Genomic DNA, 20,889 nt, shown 5'->3' with positions numbered 1-20,889 from the left:
TCATTCGGCAACGCACAGGCTATGATGATTCTTCAGCCAAAGGAGAACATCAATGAAACCGCAGATTTACCATGTTGACGCCTTCACCAGCGAACCTTTTCGCGGCAACTCTGCTGGCGTTGTCTTACATGCGGATACGCTAAGCGACGCACAGATGCAGCTGATTGCCCGTGAACTTCGTCACTCGGAAACCGCCTTTTTGCTAAAAAGCGAAGAAAGTGATGTGCGCATACGCTACTTTACACCGACAGTAGAAGTCCCCATCTGTGGTCATGCCACCGTGGCCGCGCATTATGTTCGGGCAACGGTACTGGGGTTGGGAAACACCACCGTCTGGCAAACCTCGTTAGCGGGCCGTCATCGCGTTGAAATTCATGCCGAACACAACGACTATCGCATCACGCTGGAACAAGGTCAGCCCTCTTTTGAACCACCGCTAGTCGGAGAGATTCGGGCTGCCATCATCACCGCACTGAACCTGACTGAAGATGATATCGTGCCGGGAGCGCCAATTCAGGTGGCTTCAACAGGACATGCAAAAGTGATGATCCTGCTCAAACCAGACGTTGATATTGATGCCCTTTCTCCTAATCTGGCAGCCCTGACGGCAATCAGCCAGCAAATTGGCTGTAACGGCTTTTTTCCTTTCCAGATTCGTCCGGGAAAAAACGAAACCGATGGGCGAATGTTTTCCCCGGCGATAGGGATTGTGGAAGATCCGGTAACGGGAAACGCCAATGGCCCGATGGGTGCATGGCTCGTCCATCATGGTCTGATGGCGCATGACGGTAAAACGCTGCAGATTCAAGGCCATCAGGGGCGCGCTTTAGGCAAAGAGGGTACTGTTGATGTTACCGTCACCATTCGCGATAACCAGCCGGAAAACGTCACCATCTCCGGCCAGGCGGTCATTCTGTTTCATGCCGAATGGGCCATTACTTTTTAATCTTTGTCAGGCCCGCAAATCCTCGCGGCAAAAAATTATTTTCCCGCCTCCGGATGGGTATCAAATGCAGCCATTACCGCGGCCAGCTCCGCCTCGGTAAAACCGTGCTTTACATCATTTACGCCGAGACCAAACTGCTGCTGAAGTAACTGATACAACGACGGTACATCCGGTACATTGACCTGTTCAACGGCATGTCCCTGGTGGTAACGCGTAAAGTGGAAATTCGTTAATGTCAGCTTGCCGCCATCAGGCAAATGGCGGCACATCAACAAATGATGACGAAAATGGGATTGCGGCCAGTGAGCCGACCAGAAATTGCCCATTACATGATCGCTCTGCTGCTGCACCCCCAGATCAAAACAGTACATCGACTGCCAGTGCTCATGGTGGCGGAATTGTAAAATCCATGTGCTCCCCTCCTGCATCAGGCGGTATTCGCCATGCGGCGTTTGCTGAGCAATTTCAGCCTGCAGACGAAGCGGCGCGGTTAGCGTTTGGCCGCCAAACCCCACGTCAGCGATCCACTGCTCATCCTCAACATCAACCAGCAGCAAACGGTGCGTGCGCGGCGGTAAACTGGCGGGATGAGACAGAATGACCCGCCCCAATAAGCTTCGGACGTTAAAACCGATGTCGCGTAACGCGCGTTCAAACAGGCCATTCAGTTCAAAACAGTATCCACCGCGTCGGGCATAAAGCAGTTTCTCCTCTAATGCCGTCTCATCGAGCTGTATTTCACGAGGCAGTAGCACATCCAGATTTTCAAAAGGAATCGCGCAGTTGTGCGCTAAGTGAAGCGTTCTGAGCGCTTCAACCGTAGGAACCCCCAACGGCTGACAATGTAATCGCGTAAAATAAGCATGTAAAAAAGAGGTCATCTGAGGCTTCCATTAACATTAATGCTTGCGTTCGGCACACAGGCTGAGGCGGATATCGCTGCGCAACAGGATACCCTATCCGTGGAATAGCGTTGGATACTTTTGAAAAAAATAAGACAGGCCGACTGTCGCGCCGGAGGTACGTGGAATTTTGGCGTACAAACGGAAATCGGGTTCTGAGAATCTCTTTGTAACACGCCGCCAAAATAGCGGCGTGTTAAAATTTTTAACGCCAGCTCAGCGAGTCTGATTTCTAACAAAACTGGCTAAACATAAACGCTTTTTAATAAGTGTCCAAATAGTTACGGTAACGCTCTTTTATGTCGGCCGCCCGTTGTGCTTCCGCCTCCTGCATGTTGCTGGCCCGAGCGATATAATGTTCTAAACTCGGAATGGCGCCTAATGCCTGAGGTAAGGCATTATATGCTGCTATTCGTTCTCTAACGGTTTTATGGTCTTTATCAATACTATAATTATAGTACGCTGGCGCCTCAAAAAAGCCCTCTTCCAGTCTCATACAAATCTCTTCAAAGGACCCCTCAACCTCAACGGTATGCTTGCCATCCGATATCCTGACGATTGGCTCACGTCCAGCCATCAGCGAGAGTTGTTCGAATGTTAACCTCCGACCATCAGGAAGCTCGACATCTATAGTATACAGCCCATCACACACAGCATCAGCAAGGTGATTATGGATATGCCCTGCATTAGCACAGAACTCCTCAACTTTAGGCGTAACATTGCAATAATGTTCAATTACTCGCGTAAATCCGTAGGCCAGTCCTGCGGTAAGCACCCACAAGATGCCTTTCATGATTTTTGTTGATAATTTATTTTCATAATCTCCTGCTGCAACATGAGGTAGCTTATTTCCTGATAAAGCTCTGGCATAGGTAGAAACTGATGTATGTGGCATATCCTGCTCCTTCAAATTTTGCTCAATAGCTTTATATGTCCTACTCCTCCCTCATTATGACGATATGTCAATCAACAAAATTGCTCAAAGGCATACATTTTCAGGAGAAAAGGAGAATAACAGGCGCAACGGCCTTATCTTATGCTGCTTCAATATCGTCAGGTAGTTTACCGTTCGAGGTTATATATATGACCATAAATCCCACCAGTGATTAGCACTGGTTAATTATTGCGCAACGCAATCACTGAAGATTTGTGCTGGCGTCTTATCTGGCTGAATCGTGACCACGCCGCACCACATCTGACCACACAAATAAACTCGACATCCTCATTTTGTTCTTTCCGTATGTTTTGCGTCATTTAACAATTGCAGGTAGGATGCTCCGCCGGCGGTTTTATCCCTGTCACAGAATCAGGGAAAAGCGGCATTCGCCATTGCAGGCAATCGATTGGTGAGCGCCCGTCGCGGCATAAGGAATTTTTCTGTCAGGACAGGCTATAACAGGTAACGTAATGAAAACACAGACTACGCACGCCGCAGAACAACATGCGGCGAAACGACGCTGGCTGAACGCCCATGAAGAGGGGTATCACAAAGCGATGGGGAATCGTCAGGTTCAGATGATTGCTATCGGCGGCGCGATTGGCACCGGTTTATTTTTAGGTGCAGGCGCCCGATTGCAAATGGCCGGACCGGCACTGGCGCTGGTCTATCTGATATGCGGCATTTTTTCTTTTTTCATTTTACGCGCGCTGGGCGAACTGGTATTGCACCGTCCTTCCAGCGGGAGTTTCGTCTCCTACGCCCGTGAATTTTTGGGTGAAAAAGCGGCCTACGTCGCAGGCTGGATGTACTTTATTAACTGGGCGATGACCGGGATCGTCGATATCACCGCAGTGGCGTTATATATGCACTACTGGGGCGCATTTGGCGACGTTCCGCAATGGGTGTTCGCGCTCGGCGCGTTAACCATTGTCGGTACCATGAACATGATCGGCGTAAAATGGTTTGCCGAAATGGAGTTCTGGTTCGCGCTGATAAAAGTACTCGCCATTGTTATCTTCCTGGTGGTAGGCACGATTTTTCTCGGTACCGGTCAACCGCTTGAGGGTAATGCCACCGGTTTTCACCTGATTACAGATAATGGCGGCTTTTTCCCGCACGGCCTGTTGCCCGCGCTGGTACTGATTCAGGGCGTGGTGTTCGCTTTTGCTTCGATTGAACTGGTCGGTACCGCCGCTGGGGAGTGCAAAGATCCACAGACGATGGTGCCAAAAGCCATCAATAGCGTGATCTGGCGTATTGGTCTTTTCTATGTAGGATCGGTCGTATTGCTGGTTTTGCTGCTGCCGTGGAACGCCTACCAGGCGGGGCAAAGTCCGTTTGTCACCTTCTTTTCTAAACTTGGCGTGCCTTATATCGGCAGTATTATGAATATCGTGGTGTTAACCGCCGCGCTTTCCAGCCTGAACTCCGGGCTTTACTGTACGGGGAGAATTTTACGTTCAATGTCGATGGGGGGTTCCGCGCCGAAATTCATGGCGAAAATGAGCCGTCAGCATGTGCCCTATGCGGGTATTCTGGCGACTCTGGTGGTTTACGTGGTCGGCGTGTTCCTGAATTACCTGGTCCCCTCCCGCGTGTTTGAGATCGTTCTTAATTTTGCCTCGCTCGGCATTATCGCGTCGTGGGCGTTTATCATGGTGTGCCAGATGCGTTTACGCCAGGCGATAAAAGAAGGCAAAGCCGCAGACGTCAGTTTTAAACTGCCCGGCGCGCCTTTTACCTCCTGGCTAACGCTGCTGTTTTTACTAAGCGTGCTGGTACTCATGGCGTTTGACTACCCGAATGGAACTTACACTATCGCCTCGTTGCCGCTGATCGCCATTCTGCTGGTTGCCGGCTGGTTTGGCGTGCGACGTCGCGTGGCGGAGATCCATCGAACTGCGCCAGTGACGGCGGATTCGACAGAGAGTGTCGTATTGAAAGAAGAAGCAGCGACATAACATTCCCCTTCCCCGGCAGCCCCAGGCCTGCCGGGTTTAATGCGCGTTACCGCCAACACCGCATCGCGCCCAATGCTTAGTCAGCCTTAATCAACTGCGCCACATCATTGCTGTTAATTTCCCGCTGGTTGCCTTCCTGATCGGTATAACTGGTCATCCCCGTCTCTTTATCTAACTGCGGCTTACCCTGAGTTACGATCGTTTGCCCATTCTTCGTCGTCATCACATAGTTGGTTGTACAACCCGCAAGCATAAAAAACATCATGCCCAAACCTGAGCATATAAATAACTTTTTCATATTTTCCCCGTGAATATAATGAGTTAACTACAGCAAAAAGGTAGTGTAATTCTCACAGAATCATCAGGCTATCGGCGGGATGTAACGAGGCGTATCGGTGCGTTTAAAGAGATGACTGGAGGGGTTTCCCCCTCCATACCCTATTTACAGAGCAATGCGAATAACATCATCCGGCTGCGTCGCTTCCTGTTCACGTGTCGATTTCTGCTTCACGCTGACGTAGAGCGTTTTACCGTCTGCCGATAGCGCCAGACTATTCGGGTACGTCGGCGTATCGAACGTTTTAACAACGTTATAGGTCTTCGCATCGATCACGCTGACCTGCCCTGCCTGACGGTGCGTCACATACGCCTCGTTACGTGTCGGGTTAAACAGGACGGCCAAAGAAGCAGGCGCCGCGATTTTGGCAAGAATATTGCCATTACGGGTATCGACAACCAGAACCTCAGTCGCCTTCGAGTCGGTGATAAACGCGCGATGACCTGCGGTATCGAGACTCAGGTTAATAAAGAAGTGTTCTTTACCGTCATCCAGCAACTTCTTACGACTGAGAATTTTATTGCTGGCGGTATCGATAGTGATAAATTCGCCATCCGCATTGGTGGTGTACAGGCGTTGCGCTTTACTGTCGAGCGCCAGACCCGTACTCATTTTGCCGGTATTTTCGATCGTCGTTTTCAGTTTGATGGTTTCGCCATCCACTACCCAAATAGCACTCTCTTTACCAACACCGCTAATGTAGATCGTGTTGGTAGACGCATCGGCAACCAGCTCACGGGGCTGTAACGGACGAACCTCTTCAGTACGTTTGCGCGCATCAAGTACCAGACGACCTTTTACATCACCCGTTTTGGCATCAATCGCGGTAACAGCGCTGTTAATGGTATTGCCAAACCACAGCGTTTGGGTCGCGGCATTGATGGTGGCGCCGAACGGCTTGAGATCGTTATGAATCGCTTGCGTGATTTCCAGCGTCACCGGGTCGAGACGATAAACTACGCCGCCTTTATCCAGTTTACGGCTTTGCGATGTAGCCAGCCAGAGCGCGTTTTCTTGCTGACTCCAGGCCATCTCATAAGCGCCTTTGCCTACCGCTTTACGCAGCATGTCTTCCGCCGCCAGCGTGCTAAATGAGGATGCGACGAGGAGCGAACCTAACAATAAAGAACCACGCAGGCGCGGCGAAAAAAGATGACGTAAGTGCATGACGACTCCCTTTGATAAAAACGTGTATAGCTGCTTCACACTACTTCGCTGCGCGGGATCTTCGTTCCGCACTTATTATAAGTTGAGAATAATAATCATTATTTATCAGAAAGTGGAGCTTTTCCTCGCCTGCGAATGTCATGGCTCTTAAATACCGCACATTTTCTTAACTTAATGTGCGATTAAAATTTCAAAACTTTACATATTGACTACCCTTAATGTCACGTTTTCCGTTGATACGCTTACATTTATCCGGCATTTTCATGAAAATTATTTCCGTTAGACAGCGACTTTATCCCGCCCTCTTATTGCCTCTGACCTTCTCCCCGGTCCTTCAGGCCGCCAGCGCGCCCAATGAACAAACCATGATAGTCACCGCAACGCCGCAAACCGTATCCGAACTGGATACACCTGCCGCCGTTAGCGTCATTGAGGGAGAAGACATGCGTCTGGCGACGCCGCGCGTCAATTTATCTGAGTCTTTAACCAGCGTCCCGGGATTGCAGGTGCAGAACCGGCAGAACTACGCGCAGGATCTGCAAATCTCTATCCGTGGATTTGGCTCGCGTTCCGCCTTTGGCGTGCGCGGCATTCGTCTGTATGTTGATGGCATTCCCGCCACCATGCCGGATGGACAAGGCCAAATTTCGAATATTGATATTAACAGCATACAAGACGTTGAAGTGTTACGCGGCCCCTTCTCAGCACTATACGGCAATGCTTCCGGCGGCGTAATAAATGTCACCACCGAAACCGGGAGACAGCCGCCAACCCTTGAGGCCAGCAGCTACTACGGCAGTTATGGAAGCTGGCGCTATGGGCTAAAAGCCACGGGCGCGATGGGTGACGGCACACAGCCAGGCGACGTGGATTACACGGTATCGACTACCCGTTTCACCACCCACGGCTACCGCGATCACAGCGGCGCGCGAAAAAATCTGGCTAATGCCAAACTGGGCGTGCGCCTTGACGATGTCAGTAAACTCTCGCTGATTTTTAATAGTGTGGACATTAAGGCGGACGATCCCGGCGGACTTACCGAATCTGAATGGAAAGCCGATCCGCAACAGGCGCCGCGCGCTGAACAGTACAATACGCGTAAAACCATCAAACAAACTCAGGCAGGATTGCGTTATGAACGTCAGCTCAGCGCGCAGGATGATATCAGCGTGATGGCCTACGCCGGAGAGCGGGAAACCACGCAATACCAGTCTATTCCCCTGGTGGCACAGCTAAAACCAGCCCAGGCTGGCGGCGTAATTACACTGCAACGCCACTATCAGGGCATTGATTCCCGCTGGACTCACCGGGGAGAATTAGGTGTGCCGGTCACCTTCACTGGCGGAGTAAACTATGAAAACATGAGCGAAAACCGCAAGGGTTACAATAACTTCCGCCTCAACAACGGCACCCCTGAGTTTGGGCATAAAGGCGATTTACGGCGGGATGAGCGTAACCTGATGTGGAATGTCGATCCTTATCTGCAAACCCAGTGGCAGCTTACGCAAAAACTCTCGCTGGATGCTGGCGTGCGCTACAGTTCCGTGTGGTTCGATTCTAACGATCACTATATCGCGCCCGGCAATGGCGATGACAGCGGCGACGCCAGCTATCACCACTGGCTACCCGCCGGATCGCTAAAATATGCGTTAACTGACGCCTGGAATCTCTATCTTGCTGCCGGTCGCGGATTTGAAACTCCCACAATCAATGAGCTTTCTTATCGCGCTGACGGCCAAAGCGGGTTCAACTTTGACCTCAAACCGTCGACCAATGATACGGTGGAAGTCGGCAGTAAAACGCGGATTGGCAACGGCTTGTTGACCGCCGCGTTATTTCAAACCGATACCGATGATGAAATTGTCGTCGCCAGTAGTATGGGAGGACGCACTACCTACAAAAACGCGGGCAAAACTCGCCGCCAGGGCGCAGAACTCGCGTTGGACCAGCGCTTCGCCGGCGACTGGCGGGTGAAAGCATCATGGACCTGGCTGGATGCGACCTATCGCAGTAACGTTTGTCAGGGGCAAAACTGTGATGGAAACCGAATGCCCGGCATCGCCCGTAATATGGGATTCGCCTCATTAGGTTTTATCCCGGATGAGGGGTGGTACGCCGGAACAGATGTTCGGTATATGGGCGATATCATGGCCAATGATGAAAATACCGCCAAAGCGCCTTCGTATACCGTTGTTGGACTAAATACAGGGTATAAATTTAATTACAGCCAGCTTACCGTCGATATTTTTGGGCGGGTAGATAATCTATTTGATAAAGAATATATCGGTTCGGTGATCGTTAATGAATCTAATGGCCGATATTATGAGCCAGCGCCAGGGCGTAACTATGGCGTGGGGATTAATCTGACATGGCGATTTGAATAAATATCCGGCAATAGCGGGGAATCCCCGCTATTGATAAGCCATAGTTACATGAAGGTTACATGAAATACTGATTTTTAATCGTCGCTACGTTTTGTTGCAAAACGTTCTGTAGGCAGTGGCGACTGGCTTCTTTATCACCAGTCACTAACGCATTAAGCAATTTTCTGTACAGATTAACGCCATTTTGATAATCATCAAGTTTAAAATTATCATATAAAAAATGCAGGCTTGGCCCCAGGCGTACCCATAATTGCTCGATCATGGCATACAGCGTTGGCATATCCGCGTAGTGGTAGATCTCAAAGCGGAATGCGCGGTTGGCCAAAAGAATTTTCTCCATAACGCCACTTTCCAGCGCCTGTTGAAATTCATCTAATAGCGCATTCAGCGTCTGCTCGCGATCCGGGGTAATCTTACCCGCAGCGGCGACCACCGCCATCTCCTCCAGGGCAGTACGAATCGTATTAATTTCCAGCAAACTTTCCAGCGAGATCTCCGGCACCATAAACGCCTGTGCTGGCGCCACCGCCAAAGCACTGGAAGAGACCAGCCTTAACAGGGCCTCACGCACCGGCGTAATACTGACGCCTAACTCTTGAGCGATATTTTTAGTGATAAGCCTTGCGCCTGGTTTTAATGCGCCAATAGACAATTGATGCTTTAACCGATTTTCAACCTGTGTGGTCAGGCTTATATGTTGTGTTTTTTCCGTACCCGGCATTTTCCTTCCTTCACCTCTTGGCAGAACAACATCGCAATCGAGTCCCGAAGAAGTTTCGGAACTTAATTGTAAAAAAGATAATCCAGGCCTGAACGGCCAAATAAATAAAAGTGATAATTTACTTGCGTGATATTCTCATCTTTTACAACAATACAGGTTTCTTTATGGCAACCGTTTTATCTCCGTCATTCCTTCATGTATCGAGATTTTTGACCGGTTCAGGCCGCTGAGGGAGATAAGCTGCCCCACCGCGATCTGAATGATGAATATAAGTAAAGCCGGAATTTTAAAATTTGCACATTTTTATGGCGACATAATGCCGCCATTTTTTCTTTACGCATCGTCCGCTAAACGTATCACGACTTTGCCAAAGTTCTTCCCCGCCAGCAGCCCCATAAACGCTTCTGGCGCATTTTCCAGCCCATCAGTAATCTGCTCCCGGTAATGTATTTTCCCTTCTTTGATCCAACGCCCCATTTCTTGCTGAAACTCATGTATCCGGTGACCATAGTCCTGGTTGATGATAAAACCTTGCAGGCGAATACGCTTTTTAAGTAATGTTGCCATCAGCAGAGGCAGTCTGTCTGGACCGTCCGGCAACGCTGTCGCATTGTAGCCGCTGACCAGACCGCAGAGCGGAATCCGCGCCGACGTATTCAGTAGCGGTAAGACGGCGTCAAAGACTTTACCACCGACATTCTCATAATAGATATCGATACCCTGCGGGCAGGCCTGCGCAAGCTGTTGTGGGAAATTATCAGCGTGATGATCAAGGCACAGATCAAATCCCAAAACGTCTGTCGCATGACGGCATTTTTCCGCGCCGCCAGCAATACCCACGACCCGGCAGCCCTTCAGCTTGCCAATTTGCCCAACCGTTGCGCCTACGGGGCCGGTGGCGGCGGCGACAACCAGCGTTTCGCCCTCTTTCGGCTGGCCGATATCCAGTAACCCCATATAGGCGGTAAACCCCGGCATTCCTAAAATACCCAGCGACCAGGAAGGATGTTGCGGATTATCACCCAGCTTTACCAACCCTTCGCCATCTGAAATGTCATAATCCTGCCAACCATTGTAACTCAACACCCATTCGTCTGGTCGGTAATCAGGATGGTTTGACGCGACAACGCGACTGACCGTACCGCCAACCATAACGCAGTCAGGTTCAACAGGCGGCGCATAAGAGGGTTCATCGCTCATGCGGCCACGCATATAAGGGTCGAGTGATAAAAAAACGGTACGCAATAGCACCTGCCCTTCACCGGGCGTCGCGATGTCATCTTCTTCGAGGCGGAAGTTATCCATCTGCGGCGCGCCGTGGGGACGCGAGGCCAAAACCCAACGACGATTTCGGTTGGTCTGTTGCTTCATTCTATTCTCCTCATGCCTGGCATAATCCATCAATAATAGTCGAACATTAGCTTTCTGAGGGAGTTAAACACTCTCAGATATCAGGCTGTGCGCTTTTGTGAACGACTTTCTTTCCCCTCTCGCTAAATATGAATTCTTGCGCTAATTCGTTGATTTATGCCGCCTTCAATAGTATTTCTAACACTATCGTAAACATTCCCTGGGGTTCCCTATGACGATTCGCTTTGCCGATAAAGCAGACTGCGCCGCGATTACCGAAATCTATAACCATGCGGTATTACATACTGCGGCCATCTGGAACGATCGGACGGTCGATACGGATAATCGCCTTGCCTGGTATGAGGCCCGTCAATTACTGGGCTATCCGGTGCTGGTAAGCGAAGAAAATGGCGTGGTGACTGGCTATGCATCATTTGGCGACTGGCGCAGTTTCGACGGTTTTCGCTATACCGTCGAGCACTCGGTTTATGTTCATCCGGCGCACCAGGGGAAAGGACTGGGGCGAAAACTGCTCAGCAGACTGATCGACGAAGCCCGACGCTGCGGCAAGCATGTGATGGTGGCCGGTATTGAGTCACAGAATGCCGCCTCGATACGCCTGCATCATTCGCTGGGATTTACCGTTACCGCGCAAATGCCGCAGGTCGGCGTAAAATTTGGCCGTTGGTTAGATCTTACGTTTATGCAGCTCCAGCTTGATGAACACGCCGCGCCGGACGCCTGCTGATGAACCAGTCGCTGACGCTTATCTTTTTGATCGCCGCCGGCGTCGGGCTGGTGGTACAGAACAGTATTATGGTGCGTATTACGCAGACATCATCGACGATTCTGATCGCTATGCTGTTGAACTCGCTGGTAGGGATCGTTTTATTTGTGACGATATTGTGGTTTAAGCAAGGCGCTACGGGCTTCGGCGAGCTGGTCGCCAGCGTTCGCTGGTGGACATTGATCCCCGGTCTGCTGGGGTCATTTTTTGTATTTGCCAGCATTAGCGGGTATCAGAACGTTGGCGCCGCGACGACTATCGCGGTACTGGTCGCCAGCCAGTTAATCGGCGGACTGGCGCTGGATATCGCGCGTAGCCACGGCGTCACGTTACGCGCAATGGTCGGGCCGGCGTTTGGCGCGCTGTTGCTGGTCATTGGCGCATGGCTGATTGCGAAGCGCCAGTTTTAATGGGTTACAGGATCGTGCCGCCTTTTGTGAGCTGTTCGCGGCGCGCGTCCCGATCTTCTTGATATTGCCTGCCGTGATGCGCGATAGCCGTGCGTAAGCGCTGCTGCTGCGCATAACGATCTTCGCGACGTAATTCAGCGTCATCGCTCAAGGCAATCAGCAATTCATTCATATGGGCAATTACGCTCTCCGCGATGGCGGCATCCACGCGAGCGCTCACTTCCTCCAGGTGCGACATAAGCTCTCCTACTCTTTATTCTGTAACAGCATGATTCGCCTATTATACGCGTTATTGTCGCCCGATGCGGTAATTCGCCGCCGCCCCCCTGATTTAACTTACGTCAAGTGAAAACACGGGGCTTAATAGACCGAGAATTCGCGCCTTTTTGCCTTTCTTCCGCCGTTTGCTTGCGTATAGACCCCGTAAAGTAGACGCGTGAAGAAGTCTAAGGGATAACAACGTGGCAAAATCTCTCTTGCGCAGCGGCAATCTGGATGATTATCAGGCCGTGGGTGGCGGCGGTCAGGCCGTATTTGAATCAGCATTGCAAATTCGCGAAACGCTTCGTCTGCGTAAACAGCAGGCGATGGTTGACTGTCTGGCGATTCCGCAACTTAACGATAATGGCGATCGGGTTGACTGGTATTCGCCGATTGAAGGTCAGGCGATAGCGTGGAAAGCGGCTGACGAAGAGACACGTTCTCGGGCTTTACGTTATTTAGCCAGCACTTTTGAAAGCGCGGCTGCACTCAGTCGCAAAAGTCTGCAATCCGGTAAAACAGCGCTTCAGCTATTTGGTTCGCTACTTGAGAAAGCGACGCAATTTCCCGGCGAAAATCATGTTTTCCTGGTTAACGGCAAACCGGTTATAACCTTCTGGGGATTCGTTAATCTCAACGAAAATACACGCAATGATGTGCTGGACTGCCTGCGGATAACCGAGGCAATCCCCGACATCCCTCTGGTCGAGCCGGAGCCGGAGCCCGAAGAAAAGCCGCTGGTAGAGGCGGCGTTTAGTCAGGCGGATGAACCTTTGTTAACGTCTGTCATTGAGCCGCCGAAAATGCCGGAGGAACCTGTTGCGCCACCCGTTATCGTTAGCGAGCCGAAGCCGGCCACACCCATCCCGGTTGCTGAGGCGAAAAGAGCTCGCCGTCTACCGCTGTGGAGCTTACCTGTCGCTGCCGTGGTTATCGCCGCCGTCGCCACGCCTTTTTTCTGGCCATCTTCATCCGTTGACGGGGCCTCTCCTGTTCGCGCCGCGCCTGTCGCTACCGCGAAAACCGACGTTACCCCATTGCCTGAACTCACCGCGCATTTGCCGCTGCATCGCGCTGAGGTGACGCCCGCCCCCAAAGCGGCGCCGCTGCCGGAAGCGCCTGTTATCATTGCCGCTATCCCCAAAGACGCGCTGGTGATGGACAGTACGCAGATGAAGCTTGGAACCACGCGCTTTTTAAACGGTAGCTGGCGGGTCAGCGTGGATGTCAAAGATCCGATTACCGGCAAGCCGCCCTCTCTGCGTTATCAGATCCAAAATAACAAAGGTATCGCGCGCGTAGTACATGGCGATAACGTGGTTTGTCGGGCGGAAATTTTCTCTGGTCTGCATCAAACGGGCGAGCTGATGATTAAAAGTCGCGGCAATGCGCGCTGCACCGACGGCTCACGTTATCCGATGCCGGAAATTACCTGTAAAGCAGGCGTCAATGACGTCGCAACCTGTACCGCCCGTTATGGCGATCACGCGGCAATTCCGTTGACGTTTAAAAAGATAGGTGCCTGATTTTATGTTGGTCAATCTGTGTGATTACAAACAGAGCGTCACGCTCATTGCAAACAGCGGCGTCCAGTTTCTTGATTTTGGCTTAACGCCGCAAGAGTCGGCCCACTACGGACGTTTTGTGCGCAAAACGGCAAACGGCCCGCTACTGCGCCTCGATTTTGATCTGACCAGCGGGCGCTACACGTTGCCTGGACGTGCTGGCGGCCAACCCGAAGTCGTGAAACCGGAAAGCACTCAGACGCTGCACTATTCTCTGGATGTACTCGACGGAATCTGGCTCCCCCTGCCGTTCCTGCGTTTTAATCCGCCGCGTACCTTTATTGACGGGCCGGATAACTGGGCGCGCATTCAGGTACGTAAACTCAGCGAGCCAGATAGCGTCGGAAACACACACCGCATCACCCTCGCCTTCGACAGTCAACTGGCCAAAAATATGCCTGCGGCGTTGGCGCCTTGCGAAAACGATCTGCTCAATGGCACACGTTTTGCGCTCGCCTGGCGCGATGAAGAAGTTGCCGATTTTCTTGACCAGACATGGATTGACGGCTGGCTGCGCGAGTCGTTTCTTCAGTATGCCTCACAGGTGGAAAACCGTCCGGAACAGGCCATACAACAAGCGCTGCGTAGCTTTGAGTATCAGGCGCACTGGTTGAATTTACTGACGCTGTTAGGCGAACAGCTTACGGTGCCGGAAGTGAAGTTTGTGACACATACGTTAAGCACGCCCGCAATCCCGGTCGATCTGATTCTGGATGTCGGCAATACGCATACCTGCGGCGTCTTGATCGAGGATCATGGCGACGCGAATGACGGCTTACGCCAGACGGCAGAGCTTCAGGTGCGTTCTTTAAGCGAGCCGCAGTATCTGAACGATCCTTTATTTACCAGCCGGGTAGAATTCTCGGAAGCACGCTTTGGCAAGCAACACTTTTCTGTCGAAAGCGGACGAGACGACGCCTTTGTCTGGCCTTCCATTGTGCGTGTGGGCGACGAGGCTCGCGCCCTTGCTATGCAGCGTGTGGGCACCGAAGGCAGCAGCGGTATCTCCAGCCCGCGCCGCTACCTGTGGGATGAAACCCCCGCCTTGCAGGACTGGCGTTTTAGCCAGATCCACGGTAAAACGCAGCGCGAACCGCTTGCCACCGCGTTTCCGCTGATGAATCTGATGAACGACGACGGACAGCCGTTATTCCGCCTGCCGCATGAAGAAAGGCTACCGGTTTTTTCGCCGCAATACAGCCGTAGCACCTTGATGACACATATGTTGTGCGAAATTCTGGCTCAGGCGCTGGGGCAAATTAACAGCGTCGCCACCCGGCTGCGGCTCGGCTTTCCCGCCTCGCCGCGCCAGCTACGCACCCTGATTTTAACGCTGCCTTCCGCCATGCCGAAACAGGAGCGAGAAATTTTCCGCCAGCGAATGTTTGAAGCGCTGGCGCTGGTCTGGAAAGCCATGGGCTGGCATCCGCAGGATGAGGATTTCACCACGCCTAAGCAGCGTGAAAAAAGCGTGGTGCCGGTACCAGAAATACAGATGGAATGGGACGAAGCAAGTTGCGGCCAACTGGTATGGCTTTATAACGAAGCCATTTCGCATTACGCCGGGCGTACCGAATCCTTTTTTAATGCACTCGCCAGACCGGATCGCCAGCCTGAACCCGGAGTCGTCCCCGGACGCGCGTTGCGCGTGGCATCGATTGATATCGGCGGCGGCACGACGGATATGGCGATCGTTCACTATCAGTTAGATGACGGCGTGGGGGCCAATGTAAAAATTACGCCTCATCTCCTGTTTCGCGAAGGTTTTAAAGTCGCCGGGGACGATCTGCTATTGGATATCATTCAGCGCTGTGTACTCCCTTCCCTGCAAACGGCGTTGCAACGGGCAGGCGTTACGGATGCCGCCGCCCTGCTGGCGACCTTATTTGGCGATTCGGGACGAATTGATACTCAGGCCATTTTGCGCCAGCAAACGGCGCTGCAATTATTTATGCCGCTGGGCCATGCGGTACTTTCCGCCTGGGAGCAAAGCGACATTAACGATCCGTTTGCCGGTTTACATGCGACATTTGGCGATCTGCTGATCCGCCGCCCAACGAGCAACGTGATGAACTATATCCAGCAGGCGATCGATCATGCCTTACCGTCTGGTTCGCCGACATTTGATATATTCAATGTGCCGTTGCAAATCCAGTTTAGCCAGCTTCAGGAGGCGCTGCTGGCCGGCCAGTTTACGCTGACAACGCCGCTTCATGCGGTCTGCGAAGCGATATCCCACTATCACTGCGATATCTTGCTGGTGACGGGGAGACCGACCTGCTTACCCGGCGTACAGGCGCTCATCCGGCACTTACAACCGGTGCCGGTTAATCGCATTGTGTGGATGGATAAGTATCAGGTACATGAATGGTATCCCTTCAGTCAACAAGGGCGTATCGGTAATCCAAAATCCACTGCTGCGGTGGGTGCGATGTTATGCAGCCTGGCGCTGGACTTACGTCTGCCGCGTTTCAATTTTAAAGCGGCTGATATCGGCGCGTATTCGACTGTGCGTTATCTCGGCGTACTGGATAATACCGTTAATACCCTTCGCGATGAAAATATCTGGTATCACGAGATCGATTTGGATAAACCCGGCGCAACGCTGGACGCACGCCTGCATTTTCCGCTACGCGGCAACGTGACGTTGGGCTTTCGTCAACTGGCGAACAGTCGCTGGCCGGCAACCCCACTCTATTGCCTGAGCATTAATTCCGCCGAACTGGCGAAAACCATCGCTGGCGACGGCGTACTGAATGTGCGACTGAAATTACGCGGCAGTAGCAAAGATAGCGCCCCGGAATCGTTCATATTAAGTGATGCCTGGCTCCAGGACGGGACGCCGGTCGCCGCCGATGCGCTGACATTAAAATTGAATACGCTGGCTGACCGCCGCCACAGCGGCAGCCACTACTGGATAGATAGCGGGAGTGTATACCTGAAATGACAAAACCGTTAAACGCCACCCAGGCTGTTATCGAGTGGGTTAACAACACGCGCCGTTACGCAACGCGACTGGATGACGAAGCCGACGCTCTGCTGGCGCAACTTACGCTTGCCGCGGCGGATGAGTCAGCGCTCAACGCCGCCTGCGCGTCACATGGCTGCGTTGGTCTGTACGGGTATGCGCAATCCGCAAAAGCGCATCTGTTAACGACGCTATGCGGTAACGAGAATGGCAAGCTGGAAATTATCACGCCGGACCGTGACTATGATTATTTCAGCCACATCAATCCGGGTCATGCGCCAGCGAATATGGCTATTCGCTTTACGCGCGACATTTTTTCAAACGAGAACGGCTGGCCGTTGCGCCTGCGCTTGATCAGTGAAGCCGAACTGGTGCAGATCTTTATTGCCTGGACCAGCGCGTCCCCCGTTTGTCGCCAGGTCGAAAAATCCATTATCACATCACGCCTGGAGAAATGGCAATCGCTTCGCCAACCGCAGCCCGTCCCCGGCGTTACCGCTGAAGAGGTAGCGACCATCGCGAGTTTCTGGCGCTCTTGCCTGCCGTCCGCCAGACAACATATTGATGATGCGACATGGCAACACTTTGCCTCGCTCTTGCCTGCACTGGATCTCACGACACGGGCGCACGCCTGGGCATTACTGTGGGGAGAGCAGCCGGAGATCACCCAGCAATGGCTGGCGCTGGCGCATATGTTGCAACAAACCGGCCATGCCGGGGAACTGGCGGCGCCGCTCAGCCTGCTGGTCGATCATTTTGGCTTACCGGCGGAAAACTTCCTGACGCAAATGGCGCTAACCGCCAGCGATACGCAAAGCGATGTGGTGGTGCATCCGGTTAAGGAAGGCCGACTGCTCAATGCGGTCAGCCTTTCGCTTGATTCTCTGGCGCTGCTTACCCGCGAACTGGTGCTAAGCGTTGAAAACAGCGTACTGGATAACGTTGATTTACTGGATATTCCGGTCGCGCCAGACAGTCATCCTCATCCGTTATGGCGGGCGAAATTAGGCTGGATGCTGGCCCATTACCGTCAGCAGATACAGCCCGATGTTCTGGTGATTTGCAATGCTCTGGCATCTCGCTCGCAAACGTCCACTGCCGCCCGTCACTTACTGGAGTGGGTTAACGCCACGCAGCCGCAGCATGAATCAGCGTTACCCGGCGTCGTCTGGGCTATTACTCCACAGGATGCCCGTTTTGCCACCCAGCAAAATCTGGATGAAGCCGTCCAGCAGTTGATGGGTAAACCTGGCGTGCATTGGGGAACGTTGCAGGCGCTGGATAAACACAGTATGCAGCGTTTGGTGGAGTGGTTATCGCAGGCGACATCGGCACCACAGCGACAGGCGCGCTTACAGGCGTTACGCGCACAACTGCGAGGCCGCGTGCGCGATCTGTTACCGATGTTTGATGACGCCCGGCTACCGGTTGAAACCGTGATCCGGCGTCTTCAGGCCCAGGCCGCCAGACATGGCGACCTGCTGGCCGGGCTGTTACCGCCGGTACAGAACTTCGAAGCGTTGCTGCGCACCCGACAGTCGCGAGAAGAACAGGTCAGCGGTTTATTTAATGACGCGATCGATCTCTTTGCCGACGAACCAACGCGCGCTTCAGCGTCAGAAGGTCATGAAACAGGCTACCAGGCGCACAAAATGTGGATCAATCATCTGCGCCAGTGGGCCCATTGCCGGGATAATGCGCAGCGTCTGGGACTGGAACCGCAGATGCTCAACGCCGTGGCGGAGATTTTAATTACCGCCAGCTATCGCCTCGGTTTACCTCAGCAGTTACAGAAAACCATGCAGCGCGAGGAGGTGAGCGGCGCGCAGCTTCATGCCATCATTGGTAACTTCATCGCCTGGCTCGGCTACGCCAATATCGAGGAGGCCCAACGCCCGGCCAGCCGCGTTCAGAAAGGCGCAGCCATTTTCGCCGCAACGCCGCGTTCGACAATGTTGCGTCTAACAAAGCTTGACGAACAGCCCGTTCACGCCGCCAGCCGCTATGTCTATGACTGGCTTGTTGCGCTGTATACCCTGGCCAATGAGAACGCAGGATATCGGCATCCGCAGGACGTTACCGACGTAGACAGAGCGCAATTAATTGCCCTGATAGCCTGACCTGGCGGAAAAACCATGCCCGGTAACCTGTATCGGGCTTGAGGTCAGAAAAGCGAAAACAGCAATGCGACGGGGAAACTTATCGGCCATGTCGCGCCAACCAAAAAGGCGCTCAGGAAACGAATTCGTTTTTTGTCATGAGTCAAAAACCAGGTGATCAGGGATGATATCACCGCCATGACGGCGTAAAAAATTAATATCTTTTGAAAGAGGGTCATATCAGGCATCCGCGCCAACCAGAGGAAAAAACGCGCGCAATATGCTCTTTTTATTTGACACACATCAAGGTTTATCAGCCTTAACAGCAAAACGTTCTCAATGCACGGCTCCGCTCACAGAATATCCTGTTTACGTATTATTGCGGATCTCGCCAACCCGTACTATACCCATAGGGGTTATGATGAAAGGTGGCGAAAATGAATGTTTCCAGTAAAACCGTCGTGCTGATTAATGTCTTTGCTGCTGCAGGACTTTTGGGTCTGATCTCGTTGAGATTCGGCTGGTTTGCTTGAGGTGTTCAACCTTTGAGTACTTGCTGCGCATGTTGGCGGGGAGGTCCCCCTCTCCGCCGACACCCGCCTATTTTTTCACGATTTTTCTGAACAGTAAATGATCCTTAATGCTTAACCATGATGTGGCGGACAAGGGTGTAGTCTTCCAGACCATACAATGACATATCTTTGCCGTATCCCGACTGTTTTTGCCCTCCATGCGGCATTTCGCTAACCAACATGAAATGGGTATTAATCCAGGTACAGCCATACTGCAATCTGGCGCTAAGCCGGTGCGCCCGCCCGACGTCCTGAGTCCAGACGGAGGATGCCAGACCATAGCGAGAATCGTTGGCCCACCTCAGAACCTGATCTTCATCATCAAAGACGGTTATACTGACCACCGGGCCGAAGACCTCGCGTTGCACGATGGCATCTTCCTGTTTTGCGTCTGCCAGCAACGTCGGAGCGAAATAGTAACCTTTACCTTCCGTTTGACTTCCACCAGTAATCACACGGATATGGCTGAGGGCCTTCGCCTCCTCTACAGCCGCTGTGACGCGCTTCAGGTGCGCCAGCGAACTTAACGGCCCCAGCTCTGTCGACTCATCCTCCGGCGCGCCCATTTTCAGGCTGCTCACCGCGTTCCCCAGCTTTTCGACCAGCGCATCATAGATACCGCGCTGCGCGTATATACGGCACGCCGCAGTACAATCCTGTCCGGCATTATAGAAACCGAAAGTCCGGACGCCCTGCGCCACCGCATCCAGATCGGCGTCATCAAAAACAATCACCGGGGCTTTACCACCGAGTTCCATATGCGTACGTTTTATCGCTGGCGCAGTATGGCGCAGAATATGCTCCCCGGTCGCGATAGAACCGGTTAAAGAGACCATGCGTACTTTTTCATGACCGGTCAATACATCGCCAACAGTCTGCCCTAGTCCGAACAGGACATTGAGCACCCCCGGCGGAAAGATATCCTTCGCCAGCGCGGCAAGTTTAAGCGCCGTCAGCGGCGTGATTTCAGAAGGCTTAATCACCACGCAGTTACCTGCCGCCAGCGCTGGCGCCAGCTTCCAGGCCGCCATCATGAGCGGATAATTCCACGGCGCGATAGAGGCAACCACGCCAATCGGATCCCGGCGGATCATCGACGTATGTCCTTCCAGATATTCGCCCGCCGCCAGCCCACTCAAACAACGGGCCGCGCCGGCAAAAAAGCGAAAGACATCCACGATTGCCGGAATTTCATCATTAATTACGCAGTGCAAAGGCTTACCGCAGTTTTGCGATTCAAGCCGGGCGAACTCAAGGGCGTTTTGCTCGATGCTGTCCGCCAGTTTTAACAGACATTCCGCCCGTGCTTTGGGTGTGGTCTGCCCCCATTCGGCAAACGCGCTATCGGCGGCCAGCACTGCGGCGTCAACCTGCGCGGGCGACGCTTCCGCAATCTCAAGTATGACCTCGCCTGTCGCCGGGTTATAAACAGACTGCCTTTCTCCCTCGCCGTCCACCAGCACGCCATTAATCAGTAATTGATATTGCATAGCATTTTCCCATATCGTCATTAATCGAT

18 protein-coding genes are annotated in these 20,889 nt (G+C 52.7%); 9 read left to right on the top strand and 9 right to left on the bottom strand.

The features are described 5' to 3' along the window. Nucleotides 1-52: 52 nt before the first annotated feature. Complete coding sequence (locus ACH0VJ_RS01775; protein WP_000804298.1) at nt 53-946, top strand: PhzF family isomerase; 894 nt, start codon at nt 53-55, stop codon at nt 944-946. Nucleotides 947-981: 35 nt separating this feature from the next. Here ACH0VJ_RS01775 and nhoA read toward each other — a convergent pair whose 3' ends face one another. Beyond that, the gene (gene nhoA, locus ACH0VJ_RS01770; RefSeq protein WP_000200329.1) at nt 982-1,827 is read right to left on the bottom strand and encodes an N-hydroxyarylamine O-acetyltransferase; all 846 of its coding nucleotides are present in this window, start codon (nt 1,825-1,827) and stop codon (nt 982-984) included. 283 nt (nt 1,828-2,110) lie between these two features. Continuing rightward, on the bottom strand, nt 2,111-2,743 hold the full coding sequence (locus ACH0VJ_RS01765; protein ID WP_001120854.1) for a hypothetical protein: 633 nt from the start codon (nt 2,741-2,743) through the stop codon (nt 2,111-2,113). Between the two features lie 512 nt (nt 2,744-3,255). Between ACH0VJ_RS01765 and ansP the strand changes: the two genes are divergently transcribed. Next, nucleotides 3,256-4,749 (top strand): L-asparagine permease, encoded by a 1,494-nt coding sequence (gene ansP / locus ACH0VJ_RS01760; RefSeq protein WP_000857112.1) that lies wholly within the window; start codon nt 3,256-3,258, stop codon nt 4,747-4,749. Nucleotides 4,750-4,825: 76 nt separating this feature from the next. Here the strand turns inward: ansP and ACH0VJ_RS01755 are convergent, their stop codons facing one another. Further along, a complete protein-coding gene (locus ACH0VJ_RS01755; protein ID WP_000732362.1) occupies nt 4,826-5,047 on the bottom strand; it encodes a YgdI/YgdR family lipoprotein in 222 nt (73 codons plus the stop codon). A 144-nt stretch (nt 5,048-5,191) separates the two neighbouring features. Further along, nucleotides 5,192-6,253 carry a YncE family protein gene (locus tag ACH0VJ_RS01750; RefSeq protein ID WP_000550641.1) on the bottom strand — a complete coding sequence of 354 codons (1,062 nt, stop codon included), beginning with the start codon at nt 6,251-6,253 and terminating at the stop codon, nt 5,192-5,194. Nucleotides 6,254-6,516: 263 nt separating this feature from the next. On the opposite strand from ACH0VJ_RS01750, the gene pqqU reads away from it, so the two are divergent. Then, nucleotides 6,517-8,637 (top strand): TonB-dependent receptor PqqU, encoded by a 2,121-nt coding sequence (gene pqqU, locus ACH0VJ_RS01745; protein WP_000692038.1) that lies wholly within the window; start codon nt 6,517-6,519, stop codon nt 8,635-8,637. Between the two features lie 55 nt (nt 8,638-8,692). On the opposite strand, the gene mcbR is transcribed toward pqqU, so the two are convergent. Beyond that, a complete protein-coding gene (gene mcbR, locus ACH0VJ_RS01740) occupies nt 8,693-9,358 on the bottom strand; it encodes a colanic acid/biofilm transcriptional regulator McbR (RefSeq protein WP_001119592.1) in 666 nt (221 codons plus the stop codon). Between the two features lie 333 nt (nt 9,359-9,691). Then, on the bottom strand, nt 9,692-10,729 hold the full coding sequence (locus ACH0VJ_RS01735) for an NADP-dependent oxidoreductase (protein WP_001537345.1): 1,038 nt from the start codon (nt 10,727-10,729) through the stop codon (nt 9,692-9,694). A 211-nt stretch (nt 10,730-10,940) separates the two neighbouring features. Between ACH0VJ_RS01735 and mddA the strand changes: the two genes are divergently transcribed. Both mddA and ACH0VJ_RS01725 read left to right on the top strand, forming a co-directional pair. Beyond that, entirely contained in the window at nt 10,941-11,456 is a 516-nt protein-coding gene (gene mddA, locus ACH0VJ_RS01730) for an L-methionine sulfoximine/L-methionine sulfone acetyltransferase (RefSeq protein ID WP_000155373.1), read from the top strand. After that, a complete protein-coding gene (locus ACH0VJ_RS01725; RefSeq protein ID WP_001076571.1) occupies nt 11,456-11,905 on the top strand; it encodes a DMT family transporter in 450 nt (149 codons plus the stop codon). Before mddA ends, ACH0VJ_RS01725 begins: the two co-directional genes overlap by 1 nt. Nucleotides 11,906-11,909: 4 nt before the next feature. On the opposite strand, the gene ACH0VJ_RS01720 is transcribed toward ACH0VJ_RS01725, so the two are convergent. Next, nucleotides 11,910-12,143, bottom strand: coding sequence for a YdcY family protein (locus ACH0VJ_RS01720; RefSeq protein WP_000018718.1), 234 nt, complete (start codon nt 12,141-12,143; stop codon nt 11,910-11,912). A gap of 223 nt (nt 12,144-12,366) precedes the next feature. Here ACH0VJ_RS01720 and srfA point away from each other — a divergent pair, with 223 nt between their 5' ends. The 3 genes from srfA to srfC are packed head-to-tail and all read left to right on the top strand — an operon-like array spanning nt 12,367 to nt 18,819. Continuing rightward, complete coding sequence (gene srfA, locus ACH0VJ_RS01715; protein ID WP_001129965.1) at nt 12,367-13,692, top strand: virulence-associated effector SrfA; 1,326 nt, start codon at nt 12,367-12,369, stop codon at nt 13,690-13,692. Between the two features lie 4 nt (nt 13,693-13,696). Further along, complete coding sequence (locus ACH0VJ_RS01710) at nt 13,697-16,678, top strand: virulence factor SrfB (protein ID WP_000960837.1); 2,982 nt, start codon at nt 13,697-13,699, stop codon at nt 16,676-16,678. After that, nucleotides 16,675-18,819 (top strand): virulence-associated effector SrfC, encoded by a 2,145-nt coding sequence (gene srfC / locus ACH0VJ_RS01705; protein ID WP_000165620.1) that lies wholly within the window; start codon nt 16,675-16,677, stop codon nt 18,817-18,819. The genes ACH0VJ_RS01710 and srfC overlap by 4 nt, the downstream gene beginning before the upstream one ends. A gap of 44 nt (nt 18,820-18,863) precedes the next feature. Here the strand turns inward: srfC and ACH0VJ_RS01700 are convergent, their stop codons facing one another. Beyond that, complete coding sequence (locus ACH0VJ_RS01700; RefSeq protein WP_000171943.1) at nt 18,864-19,037, bottom strand: GhoT/OrtT family toxin; 174 nt, start codon at nt 19,035-19,037, stop codon at nt 18,864-18,866. Nucleotides 19,038-19,235: 198 nt separating this feature from the next. On the opposite strand from ACH0VJ_RS01700, the gene yncL reads away from it, so the two are divergent. Then, nucleotides 19,236-19,331, top strand: coding sequence for a stress response membrane protein YncL (gene yncL, locus ACH0VJ_RS01695; protein ID WP_001103198.1), 96 nt, complete (start codon nt 19,236-19,238; stop codon nt 19,329-19,331). A gap of 104 nt (nt 19,332-19,435) precedes the next feature. Here the strand turns inward: yncL and patD are convergent, their stop codons facing one another. After that, entirely contained in the window at nt 19,436-20,881 is a 1,446-nt protein-coding gene (gene patD / locus ACH0VJ_RS01690; protein ID WP_000158088.1) for an aminobutyraldehyde dehydrogenase, read from the bottom strand. Nucleotides 20,882-20,889: the final 8 nt, after the last annotated feature.

It is taken from the genome of Salmonella sp. 2020_1459 (assembly GCF_043847915.1).
In the GTDB taxonomy this organism is placed as follows: Bacteria; Pseudomonadota; Gammaproteobacteria; order Enterobacterales; family Enterobacteriaceae; genus Salmonella; species Salmonella enterica.
The sequence above is the reverse complement of the archived record's forward strand: the minus strand, read 5'-3'. Positions and strand labels throughout refer to the sequence as shown.

Coding starts and splice junctions, on each gene's coding strand:
- ACH0VJ_RS01720 (WP_000018718.1), bottom strand. CDS start 12,143: ATGTCGCACCTGGAGGAAGTGAGCGCTCGCGTGGATGCCGCCATCGCG.
- ACH0VJ_RS01775 (WP_000804298.1), top strand. CDS start 53: ATGAAACCGCAGATTTACCATGTTGACGCCTTCACCAGCGAACCTTTT.
- ACH0VJ_RS01765 (WP_001120854.1), bottom strand. CDS start 2,743: ATGCCACATACATCAGTTTCTACCTATGCCAGAGCTTTATCAGGAAAT.
- ACH0VJ_RS01735 (WP_001537345.1), bottom strand. CDS start 10,729: ATGAAGCAACAGACCAACCGAAATCGTCGTTGGGTTTTGGCCTCGCGT.
- yncL (WP_001103198.1), top strand. CDS start 19,236: ATGAATGTTTCCAGTAAAACCGTCGTGCTGATTAATGTCTTTGCTGCT.
- mddA (WP_000155373.1), top strand. CDS start 10,941: ATGACGATTCGCTTTGCCGATAAAGCAGACTGCGCCGCGATTACCGAA.
- patD (WP_000158088.1), bottom strand. CDS start 20,881: ATGACGATATGGGAAAATGCTATGCAATATCAATTACTGATTAATGGC.
- ansP (WP_000857112.1), top strand. CDS start 3,256: ATGAAAACACAGACTACGCACGCCGCAGAACAACATGCGGCGAAACGA.
- ACH0VJ_RS01750 (WP_000550641.1), bottom strand. CDS start 6,253: ATGCACTTACGTCATCTTTTTTCGCCGCGCCTGCGTGGTTCTTTATTG.
- nhoA (WP_000200329.1), bottom strand. CDS start 1,827: ATGACCTCTTTTTTACATGCTTATTTTACGCGATTACATTGTCAGCCG.
- ACH0VJ_RS01710 (WP_000960837.1), top strand. CDS start 13,697: ATGTTGGTCAATCTGTGTGATTACAAACAGAGCGTCACGCTCATTGCA.
- pqqU (WP_000692038.1), top strand. CDS start 6,517: ATGAAAATTATTTCCGTTAGACAGCGACTTTATCCCGCCCTCTTATTG.
- srfC (WP_000165620.1), top strand. CDS start 16,675: ATGACAAAACCGTTAAACGCCACCCAGGCTGTTATCGAGTGGGTTAAC.
- ACH0VJ_RS01700 (WP_000171943.1), bottom strand. CDS start 19,037: ATGACCCTCTTTCAAAAGATATTAATTTTTTACGCCGTCATGGCGGTG.
- ACH0VJ_RS01755 (WP_000732362.1), bottom strand. CDS start 5,047: ATGAAAAAGTTATTTATATGCTCAGGTTTGGGCATGATGTTTTTTATG.
- mcbR (WP_001119592.1), bottom strand. CDS start 9,358: ATGCCGGGTACGGAAAAAACACAACATATAAGCCTGACCACACAGGTT.
- ACH0VJ_RS01725 (WP_001076571.1), top strand. CDS start 11,456: ATGAACCAGTCGCTGACGCTTATCTTTTTGATCGCCGCCGGCGTCGGG.